We start from the raw sequence: 13,845 nt of genomic DNA on the forward strand, positions 1-13,845 counted from the left end.
TCCGGCTTCGCCTTTCCTTCCTTTCTCCCTTATTTCGTGCTATGAATCTCAAAAACATTCTTAAGTACCTGATCTCGCTGGCTATTGCGGGGGGATTACTCTGGTTCACGTTTCAGCAAAGTCATCTCGATGCCGCTGATCTATGGCAGAAAATCAGTGCGGCCGATTACCGCTGGGTATTGCTGTCAGCGGTGTTGACGATCGTAGCCCACTGGAGTCGGGCCGAGCGGTGGCGTATTTTGATGGAACCCGTTATTTCACAGCGGCCCTCCTCCCTCGATACAACCACGAGCGTACTGATCGGTTATCTGGCGAACCTGGCCCTGCCCCGCGCGGGTGAAGTTGCTCGCTGTGGTACGCTCTACCGGTTGTCGGGTGTGCCGGTCAACGTTAGTTTCGGGACCGTAGTGGCCGAGCGCCTGTTCGACGTACTAATGCTGCTGCTTCTGCTGGGTGCTACGTTCGTGCTGGAGTTTGATCGACTCAGCCAGTTTTTTATGGAGTTTTTAGGTGGTAAACTTCCCAAAGGTTCCAGCGGTTCAGGTATTCTCCTGTTGGTCGCAGCTGTATTGTTAGGCGTAGCGTTGCTTGGTTGGTTCTTATTCAATCGATACCGCGAAGCTCTTGGCCGACACCCACTGTATCAGAAAGTCAGCGGGTTTCTCAACGGGCTTATGGCCGGCTTGTTAAGCGTTCGTAAGCTACGTCGGCCGGGCGCTTTCATCGCCCACACAATACTTATCTGGGCAATGTATTACCTGATGTCGTACACGCTGTTTTTTGCCATGCCCGCAACGGCGCATCTCGGTGCGTTGGCTGGTCTAACCATTTTAGTAGTGGGTTCGCTGGGCATGGCGGCTCCTACACCGGGCGGCATTGGCTCCTTTCACTTACTGGTTGGTCAGGTTGCGCTCCTTTATGGATTGACGGGTCAGGATGGGCAGATACTTGCTACATTTATTCACGGTGTTTCTACGGTTATGATCATCATTCTGGGTATACTGGCGCTGTTGGTTGTCCTGCTCCGACGGAACAAAACTACCGACCTGCCCGACGTTCTGGACGATCCGAAAGCAATCCGGCTGGAGAGATAATTATTTATATTTGTAAAAACAGAACAGCTATGAGCGTTGCTGAAGAATTACACAAAACGATAGATGAATTGACTGAAGAACAACAGCAGGAGTTATTGAAAACGGCTCGTCAGTTTCTACAGCCACAGTCAACCGTTGGAGAAGATAATTCTGAATACCAGATTCTTTTAAAAGAATTATTAATAAAGCGGTACGATTATTATAAATCCCACCCAGAATCGGGTGTTTCTGCCGAAGAAGCTTCTCGTCGTATCCGGCTGAAATATGGATGGAACGAATAAGTTTTCTATCGTATTTACTGAACAGGCTGATCTTGATCGAGACAGAATTATTGATGAATTAATTGTGTATAAACCTGCACTTGGCCGTCAATGGTTCGACGCCTATGAGCACATGGAATCGCTGCTCATCAGTAACCCATACCTGTATCAGGAACATCTCTTATTTGTCAGACGGGCACATTTTCGCAAATTACCGTACACTATTTACTATGTGGTGGATGAAATTGACAGTATCATTTTAATCATAGCTGTCCTCCACCAGAAACAAGATCCTGCTACTGTTCTTAAGCGGCTGAATCTCGAATTTTGATTGAATTTCATGACCGAATCCAAAATTATTACCCGCGAGCAGGCGGTTGCTCAGGCTGCTGAATGGCGCGCCGAAGGACAACAGATCGTTTTTACGAACGGCTGTTTCGACATTGTTCACCTCGGCCATATCGACTACCTTGAAAAAGCCCGCAACCTCGGCGATCGGCTAATCCTGGGCCTTAACACCGACGCGTCAGTCAGTTGCATAAAAGGACCATTACGTCCGGTCGTCAATGAATACGCTCGTGCCCGGCTGATGGCTGCCCTCGAATTTGTGGATGCCGTCATACTTTTTGGTGAACCGACTCCCCTCGAGCTCATCGAAGCCGTGCAGCCCGACGTATTAGTCAAGGGTAACGATTATACCATAGACACTATTGTTGGCGCCGATTTTGTTCTGGCCCGCGGGGGCCGCGTTGAAACAGTCGAGCTGGTTCCGGGTTATTCTACAACAAAGCTTATTGAACGGATCAGGCAAGCTTTTTAGCAACGATTCCATTTTTTTATACAGGAAATGTATTGAAGTCGGCTTGTTGAATGGCCTCTGGCCGGGATAAATGGTGAACGCCCGGGATACTTTTTGTTACCAAGAGTTGTTCTATTAATGACGGGTCTCTTATTGATCCGTTCAATTGAAACCACAAACCTGACTAATTGACAATGATTTGGTTAATAATGATTCTCATCTTCGGCGCCAGTGCTTTTGTCAGCTGGCGATTGCGAAGCAAGTTTAATGAATATTCGCAGATTGGTCTGAGCAATGGCATGAGTGGCGCTGAAGTCGCTCAGACGATGCTCCGCGAAAACGGTATTCATGACGTTCGCGTTATGTCCGTCGAGGGCATGCTCACGGACCACTACAATCCGGAAGACAAAACGGTTAATCTCAGTGCTGATGTCTACTACGGACGTAGCGTAGCCGCTGCTGCTGTAGCCTCTCACGAATGCGGTCACGCGGTGCAGCATAAGGTAGCCTATGCACCGTTGAAACTGCGCTCAGCGATGGTTCCGGTTCTGACAGTTTCCTCGCGCTATTTACAGTGGGTACTGCTGGCGGGTGTTCTGTTGCTACAGACTACGCCCATCCCGCTAACCATTGGTGTCGCTTTGTTTGCCCTCACTACGTTGTTTGCCTTTGTGACACTGCCTGTTGAGTTCGACGCCAGCCGTCGGGCTTTAGCCTGGATTCAGACGAATGGCATTGTTAATCAGCGCGAATTTGGGTTTGCAAAAGACGCTTTGTGGTGGGCGGCCATGACCTACGTAGTAGCTGCCCTCGGTTCATTAGCTACGTTGCTTTATTATGCCAGCCTGCTTATGGGCGGGCGCCGAAGCGACTAACCGTCTATTATAGAACAAAACCAAAAAAGCCGCATCAGATGCGGCTTTTTTGGTTTCAGAAGTATCTGCTTAACTAATTGGCTGCATCGAAAACAGAGTCACTACGTAGCCTGACTCAACCATCTCCTGCGTTGGCGCTGAGCGGTCAATAAGCGTACCGGCCACAGCTACCGCAATCGCAATAACGAGCGCTGGCCAGAAGCCAACAATCGTAAAACTATCCAGGAAACTATCGATCAGCTTGAGTAAAACCGCTGTAACAATAATCCGGACAAGACCCGTCAGCAGAAAAAACGTAACTAAGTTTAGTGGAAAACGAATAAGCCAGCCAACGAAGAAATTCAGTAAACCCAGCAAAACGGCTATTAGGAGCGCTGTACCGAAGTTCTTGACATCGACCTGTGGCATAAAGTAAGCCAATCCGAATATGACGGCGGCATCGAGCAATAAGTGTAGAATGAGATTCATGATCAGGTGTATTTGATTTTCATGAACAACCGTTTATAACAAGGCGTTGTTTAACCCAAAGCCGTAAAAGCCCAAGTTATGCATCGTCTCTGGATTCTACTTCTCACTTGCCTACTATCCTGTGGTAAAGGCTCTTCACAACAAACAGCTACCCAGACAAAAGTCGATAGTACAGGCTACTACCAATACCAAAACGCCACCCGCGACGGCATTGGTAAAACCTATATGGGCCGCGAGATTGCGCAGGTTATGGGGCATCTGGGTGCATCGTGGCTCGAACGCCCAGAGCGTGAACGCGAAGAACGTACTGACTTATTGTTGAAAGCGCTCAACTTAAAATCTACTGACGTAGTAGCCGATATTGGTGCCGGAACCGGTTTCTTTACATTCCTGATGGCTCCAAAATTACCGCAAGGCAAAGTACTGGCGGTCGACATTCAGCCCGAAATGATTGAGTATTTAAACGAAGGGAAAGCAAAGCGGAAGGTTACCAATGTACAGCCGATTCTGGGCACTGAATCTGATCCAAAGTTATCGGCCAATAGCATCGACATGGCCATTCTGATTGATGCCTATCACGAATTTTCTTATCCGCGTGAAATGGTCGACCACATGGCATCGGCGCTCAAACCAGGCGGACGAATCGTGTTGGTCGAGTATCGCGCTGAGGACCCGAACGTACCGATCAAAGAACTTCACAAACTCAGCGTAACACAGGCAACAAAAGAAATGAAAGCGGCTGGCCTGAAACTATTGAAAAACGACGATCGGTTACCCCAGCAACACATTATGTTTTTCGGAAAGTGATACCGACTTTAACGGGCAAGTCATTTTTGCATTCCCTTACAACCTTTCAGCTCGTACGGTAATCTCTTTAGCAATAACTAATCCTACCTTCTATGCGATTTGTTTATTGCTTCTTTGGAGCGCTGATAATCCTTTGGGGCTGTCGAACCAACGACGGAATTCAACCCGTAAGCAAGCCCGTTCAGTCGTTCGCGGACCTACCTGTCGACTATTGGCCTGTTCAGGACGGTGCCGAAGTAGCGGGTCGTCTGAAAAGCGAGATCCATAATGGTCAGCTAAGCAGCGAATGGCGTTACAATGAACAGGGAAAACTGCTGGAATGGCGAAACTATCAGGAAGGTCAGGTTACCTGGGCTGATCAATATCGATAGGACGTAACCGGCCGACTTCGCTACGTACAGCATTTTGATAATGAATGTGGTCTGTCAAGCTACGCTCCTTGCCGTGGGCCAGTAAAGTGGACAAGTTATGATGAAATTAAGACAGACAATGCCGGTCGCGTTCAGGAAAGTCAGCAATTTCTTCAGCAGGCAGGTCAGTGGGCATTACGTAGCGTCAGTACTTACGAATACGACGGTTTGAATCAACCGACAAAAGTATATCAACAATACAGTGCCAGCCAATCAACAAGAACGCAGACGTTTGTGTATGATAACATGGGAAATATCACGTCGCTACAAGAAATCAGTTCGAACGGGGCACCTGACCTGGCCGATCGCACATTTACGTATGAATACGATAAGGGGCTAAACCCATACGCTGGGATCGTATATTTTGTTTCTTCTTTTTTCTCCAGTCGACATATGCAACACAGCCCTAGCTCAACGTATGAATACACGACTAGCGGTTATCCCATTCGTATTCGTCAAAATAACGTAGTGACTGAGTTAACCTACTATTAATCCCGTTGGTATTACGTTTTCCGATAGCAGTACAATCTATATTTTAGCCATAAATGGTTGATCCGTTGGCCTTTTTGACGAGAAAGAGCATACTGAAGATTGATAAATTATAGCTGAACGCAACCCAGAGTAGCCTTCTTGCGTAGTGACGAGTATAACGAAACGTTTCACTCGCCTTATGCCAAAACTTCTTCTTATCCTCCTCTGCCTGGGAGTACAGGTGCACGCTCAGAATACACTACGCGTTTCAGAACTGTCTGCCAGCGCTCCTGATACTACGTTTGTCGATCCCATGACTGCTGGTTCAGGTAATTCGTCGTACGTTCAGCCACTACTACCTCACAAGATGATGGCTACCCAACGGGTTTTCTGGGGACCTAAAGGTTTACTACGAATCATGAATGTTGCCCCGCTTACTGTCGAAGGGCGGGAGAAAGAACTCGACGTTCGTCGTTTCATGCTGATAGCACACCAGGTTACGGGATACGTAACATTAGCCGGGTTTGTGGTGCAGGGTATTTTAGAGGCTAAGGCGAATAACGCTACGGGTGCTACGTATGACCAACTGCTCAACGCGCAGCAAACAACGGCAACGATCACCAACATTGCTTACGGCACCACTGCCTTGCTGTCGTTGACAGCTCCACCCAAGTTGATAGCCGACCGAAGAACAGCCAGCCGAATCAGACTGCACAACTATTTATCCCTTATTCATCTGACGGGTATCGTAGCGACTAACATTCTGGCGGGAAAAGCTGCTCAAAATTCAGAATTTAGGCCTTATCACCGGGTGGCGGGCTTAACAACGTTTGCAGCCTTCGCCCCTGCTCTTATTGCGCTTAAATTCTAAACAGTAATTTTGAATTAAGCTGTAAGCAACTATGTAATCTTGTTTAACTTCTGACTACAGAAGGATGTGGCAACCTATTTAATATCCGCCAAAACAATATAACAACTGAGTTAACTTGGTATTAATCTTACTGATGTTACACTCATGAGCAAACCACCTTTTTTACATGCTCTGGTATATAGCTATAGCTCCCAGAAACATAGACACTTAACCTCAAACCAGGGTCAAATCATCCCATCTCTGCTCCGAGACCAGTCTGCTAGTCATCTGCAATCTCAAGGGCTTCGAACATAAGTTGAATGACGTCTGCTAGTCGATTCTGACTTAACAAACCTATTGGCTCTGTAATCAGGCTGCTTCGCACTGTAAATGGTTTATTACATCGAAGTTCACTGCTAACTGGAAGATCACCTTCTACATCTGTCGGCTCAATCAGTAACGAGAATGGCTCTGCACGTATCGCTTTGGTTATTGGCAAAATAATATAATCGTTGTCCAAAGAATTAGACTCGCTGTTGTTTACGATTAGTACGGGCCTTCGTTTTAATTTATCAATTTTATCGGTAAGGGGATAGAACGCCCAGACAATGGTACCTTGTATAAATTCAGTTTTCAGCGTGTTGCTTTGCATACAAATCGTCCCAATAATCCTCTTCAGGTGCGTCCCATAGTTCGCGTAAAGAGGTGTCAGACAACGGAAGCCATTCAGTATTTTTATAACCGGCGATTTCTTCCGTTTCTCTACTAAGTAAGTCCCGAAATGCTTGCTGTGCTTCTATCGGCAATTGGCGATAAACTACATACAGTGACTGAGCGGTGTATTGTGCTGCTTGCATAGCTTTTTCAATCTACTTATGGACAAATTTACGACGAAATCAACTCCCGCTGCGCCAGCTTACTTTTTCTGAAACCATAGGAGAAGTAAATGATCAGACCAATAACCAGCCAAATACCAAAGATCTGCCAGTTACTGGCTCCTAATTCCGTCATCAGATAAAGGTTCGTCAGTACGCCGATTACGGGCAATAGAGAGAAATTATATCGAAATCCCTGCACGGCCAGTATTATCCATACACCCCAGAATACGACAAGCAACGGTTTATTTTCCAGCGTTTCCACTACGTTACCCTTCGTCAGGGCATAAGCTAATACGGCTAGCAGCACCGCACCAATGATGTATTTACCATTGATGTAGGGCACTTTAAACTTCGATTGCGCCGTGAGCCCTCTGGCATCTAAAAACAGAATTCCAGCGCAGACGAGAATAAACGCGAAGAAGGTTCCTACGCTGGTCAGGTCTACAAAGAATTTCAGATCCATAAACAGCGATGGAACGGCCACCAGAAAGCCAGTAACGATGGTGGCAAACGACGGCGTTTTGTATTTGGGGTGAATGGTTGAGAATCGTTTCCAGAGCAGGCCATCGCGGCTCATGGTCATCCAGATGCGGGGCTGTCCGAGTTGATAGACCAGCAAGGCGCTCGTAATAGCCACAACGGCGCTAACGGAGATTACGCCGGCCACAAAATCAAGGTTTACTTTCTGAAATACGTAGGCAAGCGGATCACTAACGCCCAGTTCTTTGTAATTCACCATGCCCGTCAGTACAAGCGTAATCAGTACGTACAGGACGGTGCAAATTCCCAAACAATAAAGCATGGCGCGGGGTAAGTCCCGCTGGGGGTTTTTGCATTCTTCGGCGGTCGTTGAAATCGAATCGAACCCGATAAACGCGAAAAATACCGAAGCCACGCCACTTAGGACACCAGCAACGCCGTTGGGTGCAAACGGCGACCAGTTAGCGGGTTTTACGTAGAACGCCCCTACCCCAATGACCAGGCCAATAACGGCTAATTTGAGTACCACCAGAATGTTGCTCGCCGTACGCGATTCCTTGATTCCGATATATACCAGCGCTGTAATCAACACCGTAATGGCACCGGCGGGGAGGTTGGCAATGAGTTTCAGGTCACCGAGCGTTGGCGCATTGGCGTATGCATCGGCGAGTAAACGCGTATTTTCAGGTAACGTAGTGATGGCTGTTCCAGCCTGTTGCGTTTGCTGTACCAGATCAAAAGCGCGGGCCGCTGAACCGTAATCAGTAGCAAAATATTTAGGAAACGTAATGCCAAAACCACTTAGCATAGACGTAAAATACTCCGACCAGGAAATCGCCACGACCATATTACTCACAGCATATTCGAGGATGAGCGCCCAACCGATAACCCACGCAAAAATCTCCCCAAACGCTACGTAGGCATAGGTATAAGCGCTTCCACTAACGGGAACGGTACTGGCGAACTGTGCGTAACTTAGCGCGGTAAACACACAGGCAATGGCCGTAAAGACAAACAGTAAGGATACGGCCGGACCGCCGTTATAACTCGCTAAGCCTATGGTACTAAAAATTCCGGCGCCAATGATCGCTGCGATCCCGAAGGAGGTTAGGTCACGAACACCCAACGTTTTCACCAGTTTACTTGATTCGCCTTCTGCGGCATCACTTAGAATTTGCGTTACGGTCTTTTTGCGAAAAAGCGACATAGGCTGATGAAGAAAAACGGTGTCTATTGCGGTTAAACCGCTAAAAATAGAAATACTTTCCGGTTTTTTGTCTGTTATGTTCCTGAACGTACATGCCAACCGGGCGCCATTCGTCGTTTAGCATCTAGCATCTACCAATTCTATGTCTATTCGCATCCAGAATCTTACAAAAGAATATAACCAGCAACGGGCAGTCAATCAGATTTCGCTTACCGTAAATCCCGGCGAGATTGTCGGTTTTCTGGGTCCCAACGGTGCCGGAAAATCCACGACGATGAAAATTGCGACGGGCTACCTGCCCCCTACTGAAGGTACGGTAGAAGTGAACGGTTTCGACGTGCGAACCCAGCCGATGGACGTACGCCGGAGTGTGGGTTATCTGCCTGAGCACAATCCGCTGTATCTGGACCTGTATATAAAAGAATACCTTCGCTTTGCCGGATCGTTACATGGCCTGCGAGGTTCGGAACTGAGCCAGCGTATCACTCAGATGATTGATTTGGTTGGTTTAGGCCGCGAACAGCACAAACGTATCGGACAGCTTTCCAAAGGATACCGGCAGCGCGTTGGATTAGCGCAGGCACTGATTCATAATCCACCCGTACTGATCCTCGACGAACCTACAACGGGTCTCGATCCTAACCAGCTAGCTGAAATCCGTCAGGTCATACGTGATGCCGGTCGCGACAAAACGGTCTTGTTCTCCACGCATATTATGCAGGAAGTCGAAGCCATTTGCGATCGGGTAGTCATCATTAACCGGGGCCAGATTGTTGCCGATAGTTCATTGAATCAACTTCGAAGCGCTTCTTCCAGCGAAGGAGTTGTGGTTGTTGCAGAATTTGAAAGTGAGCTAACGGACCCAACCGTAATCAGCTCCATACCGGGGGTAGAACGTATCGAACCACTGGGTCAAGGTCAATACCGTATTAAAGCCGGACCAAATACAGACTTACGGGCAGCTATTTTCCGCCTGGCCGCCGATCAAAATCTAACACTCGTTGGGCTTCGGCAACAAGAGAGTTCGCTCGAAGCTATCTTTAAAGAGTTAACACAGACAGCGGGTTAAAAATCTACGCAGGGCGGAGTGTGCTCCGTCACTGGCGTTGATTTCCAACCCGCTGCTCTCTCTGTATTATTGCTTACCGCGCTGACGCCATCAACGGGTATTGGTCAAAAATAGACCGGACGATGCCTTTGAAGTAGTTATTCTTAAAATTTTGATTCCGCATCATCTTGGAGGCATAGCCTTTCCAGATGACCTGATAGGACTCAGCGTCGATGAGCGAGATCATCAAGGTTCCTTCATCAAGGTTGTAATCAATACGTTTGTACGTAGCATCATCGTCTTCACGTACCACCCAGTCTTTAATAACTGGTTGCTGATAGCCGCGGAAACGCAGATCTGAACGGAAAATATTATACGAGATCAGCAGATTCGGATTGCGGTTACTCACGCGGTAACCGCGGGCTTCCATCTGATGGCGGATTGCGTCCTGAATGTCGGAGCAAAGCAGCGTCGAATCAACGAATTCGCACTCCAGGAAATTAAATGATTCGTAGTTTTTAAAATGGCCCTCGTAGCTGTAATCATGCTCCACAAACAATCGGCTTGGCGAGCAGGCTGCCAAAGCAACAACGGCCATGGTAAATAGAATTCCTATGCACTTTTTCATACCCTCTTTTGTAAAAAGTTTTCAATAGACAGTTTAGATTATTATATAGTAGGATTATACTGGGTCGAACTCAAATATAATCGTAAATGTTTGGCAAACAATAGGCTACCGCCAAATTTTAATTCTTAGTTAGCCCTCGGTAGAACTCCAGTCCTTTACGCATTTCAGCGGTTGTTACGGGAATATCGTACGCACAACTCCCCGGCCCGTCGAGCAACGCCATTCTGATTTGATTTCCACGATTCTTTTTATCCTGAAGTGTCAGAGCCAGAATCGGTTCAATATCCTCATCGGATAGCCTTACATTCCCATATACGGAAAAAATGTACTCTTCGGTTGCGCTTAAAAGCTCCTGATCGAACATTTTTTTTTGAAAGGCGATAAAAGCCTCTGCAATCATGCCAATAGCGATGGCTTCACCGTGTAATAAGCGCTTTCGGGGCTGGTTTAGAAAATAGGTTTCCACAGCGTGACCGAGCGTATGCCCAAAGTTCAGAATCTTCCGTATACCCTTTTCAGTCGGGTCTTCCGCGACGATACGTTTTTTGACCGCCACTGAGTGAGCCACCAGTGTCGGCCAATCCTGTTCGTCTAAATCACGACGGCGAATTTCGTCCCACATAACAGCATCAGCGATCAGGCAGTGCTTGATCACTTCTGCGAAACCCGACCGTAGTTCACGTTCCGGCAACGTAGCCAGAAAAGTCGGATCGATCAGAACGGCATCTGGCTGTTGAAATACACCGATATGGTTTTTGAACCCCCGAAAGTCAATACCCAATTTGCCTCCTACGCTGGCATCAACCTGAGCTAGTAACGTAGTGGGTAGTTGTGCGAAAGCAATACCGCGTTTATACGTAGCGGCACAAAAACCACCCATGTCGCCGATAACACCCCCTCCAAGATTAAGCACCAGCGCATGACGGTCAAAATTAGCCCGGGTCAATGCATCCCAGATCAATTCGCACGTAGCGATGTGTTTCTGTTCTTCGCCCGATTTGATACGGATAAGCGTGTGTTTTGGTAAAAGCGCCTTTAGGTCAGGGTAACAGAAACGAAACGTATGGTTATCGGCAATGACAGCCATGTCCGAAAAATCATGAGAATCCAGAAAAGCAGGAAGGCTTTCGGTAAGCGGGGCGATGGTTACAGTAGACATGCCGTAAAAATACATTAGGCGTCGATGGGTATAAAGACAGCCCTATAAGTATTTTTGGTCTTTCTCTCTACTCCTTTCCCCATCGTATGAAAGTCCGCTACCGCGTTCTTACGGGCTTATTTCTGCTTTCTACCATCACCTACCTCGACCGCGTTTGCATGAACGTAGTGAGCAAGTATGTGAAAACAGATTTACAGCTTGACAATCAGCAATTTGGTTTGATTCTAGGGGCGTTCTCACTGGCCTATGCTTTGTTCGAAATACCGACCGGTGCTCTGGGAGACAAGATTGGTCCCCGCCGTGTGTTAACCCGCGTTGTCCTTTGGTGGTCAGGATTTACTGCCCTAACCGGCACCGCGTTTAGTTTTCTCTACTTACTGATCGTTCGGTTTTTGTTTGGCATCGGTGAAGCCGGAGCGTACCCGAATGCATCCATCGCGATAGCACGCTGGTTCCCGGCTATCGAAGTAGGGCGGGCTCAATCCGTAATCTGGGCTGCTGGCCGCCTGGGTGGTGCCCTAACCCCGTTAATCGTCATTCCACTGGTACACTGGGCGGGCTGGCGATGGGCTTTTGTTGCGCTGGGAATGCTGGGGGTTCTGTGGGCGATTGGTTGGTACGTCTGGTTCCGCGACGAACCCGCCGAGAAGGCCGGTATTAGTGAGGTTGAAGTTCAGGAAATCGAATCCGGGCGACACATCAAACAATCCGACCACCGAATCCCGTGGACAACCATCATCCGTAATCCTGATTTGTGGGCCCTGATGCTAATGTGTCATTTGTTCTTTTACGGGTCTTATTTCTTCACGAACTGGTCGTCCGTTTATTTTCAGGAAGGGCGTGGGCTCTCCGAAGATCAAACCAAGAACTTTATTTCGCTCTCTTATTTTCTTGGGGCCATTGGCTGCCTGGTCGGCGGTGTCCTGAGCGACGTATTGACCAAACGATATGGTTTGAAACTAGGGCGTCGGGCTGTGGGTGTAGGCGGACTAGGCTTATCAAGCTTCTTTTTCTTACTGGCAGGCTTGACAACGGATAACCAGACAGCGGGTTATTTGCTGGCGATCTGTGTCCTGATGAAAGATCTGGCGCTCCCCGTCGCTTTCGCCGTATGCGTCGATATTGGGCAACGTAACGCCGGTACGGTAACAGGTGCCATGAATTTTGCGGGTCAGTTGGGCGGCTTTTTCATCACGATCCTGTTCGGCGTTATTGTCGAACAAACCAAAAATTTTAATTATCCCCTATTCATGATTGCGGGCTGTCTGTTGGTAAGCGCTTTGCTGTGGCTACGTATCGATCCTACCAAAACAGTAGCCATAAAATCGTAACGGGACAGCCGCTCTCAGGGCCGTTCCCTTTCTTTTAGTCTGGCCAAAGGTTTTTTCTTAACTAATGCTGGGGGGGCACGTTGTTCAATTGAACAACCATCTGTTCCTTAATCAACAAAACCTCACGGCTATGATTTTAAAAATGGACCGGCTGCCAATCGAGCTACCGAAACCAAAGAACCCTTCAGCCAACGACGCAGCTGCCCTTCAGGAGTTACTGGGTGGTAAATTCGGGGAGATGTCTACCCTGATGAACTATACGTTTCAATCGTTCAACTTTCGGGGACGTAAAAAAATCCGCCCATTCTATGACGTTATCGCCAGCATCGCTGGTGAAGAATACGGCCATATTGAAGTCGTGTCCTACGCCATCAATCTATTACTGACGGGTGTAACGAAACGTGGCCATGATCCTGTTCCGGCTCCGCTTGCTGATGCCGTTAACGCGCGCAATACGTATCACTACATAGCCAGTGGTCAGGGATCGTTACCTGTTGATTCAATGGGTAATTTCTGGTCCGGTCAGAACGTATTCAGCAGTGGCAATTTGAAACTGGATCTGCTGCATAATTTCTTTCTGGAATGTGGTGCACGGGGCAATAAGATGCGCGCTTATGAAATGGTAACGGACCCAACGGCACGCACGATGGTTGGCTATCTACTGGTACGCGGAGGACTGCACATAGTTGCCTATGCCAAAGCACTGGAAAAACTGACGGGCGTGGAAGTGACGAAACTGTTGCCAATACCAGACCTCAGCAACAACGCTTTTCCGGAAGCAAAGAAATTTATGGAACAGAAGCTCCATTTATCCTTGTACACCTTTAGCCAGGATGACTACAAACAAGCCGGCTTGATTTGGAATGGTCCTCACCCTGACGATGGGCAGGAATGTTTCGTCGTAGAAGGAGCAATTCCAGGCCATCCCGTACCGGATCTGGAAGAAGAGCCTCAGCTTAACTCACCAGGCGCCGACGACTTCGACCCACAGGTGTTTGCCGACATGGCGAAGAAAATGGGCATTAAATACGAATACTAGTAAAGAGGAGGAAGGGGAAGAAAGGGAGTAGAGGGAAAAGG

18 protein-coding genes are annotated in these 13,845 nt (G+C 48.0%); 12 read left to right on the top strand and 6 right to left on the bottom strand.

Going from position 1 to position 13,845, the window contains the following annotated elements; all coding sequences use genetic code 11:
• The first annotated feature begins 41 nt into the window (after positions 1 to 41).
• From IC230_RS00340 to IC230_RS00360, 5 genes are all read left to right on the top strand, one after another.
• Entirely contained in the window at positions 42 to 1,094 is a 1,053-nt protein-coding gene (locus IC230_RS00340; protein WP_191036973.1) for a lysylphosphatidylglycerol synthase transmembrane domain-containing protein, read from the top strand.
• A 29-nt stretch (positions 1,095 to 1,123) separates the two neighbouring features.
• Positions 1,124 to 1,375 (top strand): hypothetical protein, encoded by a 252-nt coding sequence (locus IC230_RS00345; protein WP_191036974.1) that lies wholly within the window; start codon positions 1,124 to 1,126, stop codon positions 1,373 to 1,375.
• Positions 1,359 to 1,685 carry a type II toxin-antitoxin system RelE/ParE family toxin gene (locus IC230_RS00350; RefSeq protein ID WP_191036975.1) on the top strand — a complete coding sequence of 109 codons (327 nt, stop codon included), beginning with the start codon at positions 1,359 to 1,361 and terminating at the stop codon, positions 1,683 to 1,685. Before IC230_RS00345 ends, IC230_RS00350 begins: the two co-directional genes overlap by 17 nt.
• Positions 1,686 to 1,694: 9 nt before the next feature.
• Positions 1,695 to 2,174 (top strand): D-glycero-beta-D-manno-heptose 1-phosphate adenylyltransferase, encoded by a 480-nt coding sequence (gene rfaE2, locus IC230_RS00355; RefSeq protein WP_191036976.1) that lies wholly within the window; start codon positions 1,695 to 1,697, stop codon positions 2,172 to 2,174.
• Between the two features lie 188 nt (positions 2,175 to 2,362).
• A complete protein-coding gene (locus IC230_RS00360) occupies positions 2,363 to 3,028 on the top strand; it encodes a zinc metallopeptidase (protein WP_191037827.1) in 666 nt (221 codons plus the stop codon).
• Positions 3,029 to 3,097: 69 nt separating this feature from the next.
• Here the strand turns inward: IC230_RS00360 and IC230_RS00365 are convergent, their stop codons facing one another.
• On the bottom strand, positions 3,098 to 3,496 hold the full coding sequence (locus tag IC230_RS00365) for a phage holin family protein (protein ID WP_191036977.1): 399 nt from the start codon (positions 3,494 to 3,496) through the stop codon (positions 3,098 to 3,100).
• Positions 3,497 to 3,574: 78 nt separating this feature from the next.
• Between IC230_RS00365 and IC230_RS00370 the strand changes: the two genes are divergently transcribed.
• The 4 genes from IC230_RS00370 (at position 3,575) to IC230_RS00385 (ending at position 6,055) form a co-directional block, all read left to right on the top strand.
• Positions 3,575 to 4,303 carry a class I SAM-dependent methyltransferase gene (locus IC230_RS00370; RefSeq protein ID WP_191036978.1) on the top strand — a complete coding sequence of 243 codons (729 nt, stop codon included), beginning with the start codon at positions 3,575 to 3,577 and terminating at the stop codon, positions 4,301 to 4,303.
• A 92-nt stretch (positions 4,304 to 4,395) separates the two neighbouring features.
• On the top strand, positions 4,396 to 4,674 hold the full coding sequence (locus IC230_RS00375) for a toxin-antitoxin system YwqK family antitoxin (RefSeq protein ID WP_191036979.1): 279 nt from the start codon (positions 4,396 to 4,398) through the stop codon (positions 4,672 to 4,674).
• A gap of 207 nt (positions 4,675 to 4,881) precedes the next feature.
• Positions 4,882 to 5,205, top strand: a complete 324-nt coding sequence (locus IC230_RS00380) for a hypothetical protein (protein ID WP_191036980.1) — start codon at positions 4,882 to 4,884, stop codon at positions 5,203 to 5,205.
• A gap of 178 nt (positions 5,206 to 5,383) precedes the next feature.
• Positions 5,384 to 6,055 carry a hypothetical protein gene (locus IC230_RS00385; RefSeq protein WP_191036981.1) on the top strand — a complete coding sequence of 224 codons (672 nt, stop codon included), beginning with the start codon at positions 5,384 to 5,386 and terminating at the stop codon, positions 6,053 to 6,055.
• Positions 6,056 to 6,314: 259 nt separating this feature from the next.
• Here IC230_RS00385 and IC230_RS00390 read toward each other — a convergent pair whose 3' ends face one another.
• From IC230_RS00390 to IC230_RS00400, 3 genes are read right to left on the bottom strand one after another with little or no spacing between them, the layout of a single operon-like run.
• Complete coding sequence (locus tag IC230_RS00390) at positions 6,315 to 6,686, bottom strand: type II toxin-antitoxin system PemK/MazF family toxin (protein ID WP_191036982.1); 372 nt, start codon at positions 6,684 to 6,686, stop codon at positions 6,315 to 6,317.
• The gene (locus tag IC230_RS00395) at positions 6,661 to 6,891 is read right to left on the bottom strand and encodes a hypothetical protein (protein WP_191036983.1); all 231 of its coding nucleotides are present in this window, start codon (positions 6,889 to 6,891) and stop codon (positions 6,661 to 6,663) included. Before IC230_RS00395 ends, IC230_RS00390 begins: the two co-directional genes overlap by 26 nt.
• A gap of 28 nt (positions 6,892 to 6,919) precedes the next feature.
• The gene (locus IC230_RS00400; protein ID WP_191036984.1) at positions 6,920 to 8,599 is read right to left on the bottom strand and encodes an amino acid permease; all 1,680 of its coding nucleotides are present in this window, start codon (positions 8,597 to 8,599) and stop codon (positions 6,920 to 6,922) included.
• A gap of 142 nt (positions 8,600 to 8,741) precedes the next feature.
• Here IC230_RS00400 and gldA point away from each other — a divergent pair, with 142 nt between their 5' ends.
• Positions 8,742 to 9,668: a gliding motility-associated ABC transporter ATP-binding subunit GldA gene (gldA, locus tag IC230_RS00405; protein ID WP_191036985.1), complete on the top strand. Its 927-nt coding sequence runs from the start codon at positions 8,742 to 8,744 to the stop codon at positions 9,666 to 9,668.
• Between the two features lie 73 nt (positions 9,669 to 9,741).
• Here the strand turns inward: gldA and IC230_RS00410 are convergent, their stop codons facing one another.
• Positions 9,742 to 10,275: a DUF4136 domain-containing protein gene (locus tag IC230_RS00410; protein WP_191036986.1), complete on the bottom strand. Its 534-nt coding sequence runs from the start codon at positions 10,273 to 10,275 to the stop codon at positions 9,742 to 9,744.
• 118 nt (positions 10,276 to 10,393) lie between these two features.
• Positions 10,394 to 11,434: a 3-dehydroquinate synthase gene (gene aroB / locus IC230_RS00415; protein WP_191036987.1), complete on the bottom strand. Its 1,041-nt coding sequence runs from the start codon at positions 11,432 to 11,434 to the stop codon at positions 10,394 to 10,396.
• 86 nt (positions 11,435 to 11,520) lie between these two features.
• Here aroB and IC230_RS00420 point away from each other — a divergent pair, with 86 nt between their 5' ends.
• Both IC230_RS00420 and IC230_RS00425 read left to right on the top strand, forming a co-directional pair.
• On the top strand, positions 11,521 to 12,765 hold the full coding sequence (locus IC230_RS00420; RefSeq protein ID WP_191036988.1) for an MFS transporter: 1,245 nt from the start codon (positions 11,521 to 11,523) through the stop codon (positions 12,763 to 12,765).
• A 130-nt stretch (positions 12,766 to 12,895) separates the two neighbouring features.
• A complete protein-coding gene (locus tag IC230_RS00425) occupies positions 12,896 to 13,804 on the top strand; it encodes a manganese catalase family protein (RefSeq protein WP_191036989.1) in 909 nt (302 codons plus the stop codon).
• The last annotated feature ends 41 nt before the right edge of the window (positions 13,805 to 13,845 follow it).

It is taken from the genome of Spirosoma validum (genome assembly GCF_014699035.1).
GTDB classification, from domain to species: Bacteria; Bacteroidota; Bacteroidia; order Cytophagales; family Spirosomataceae; genus Spirosoma; species Spirosoma validum.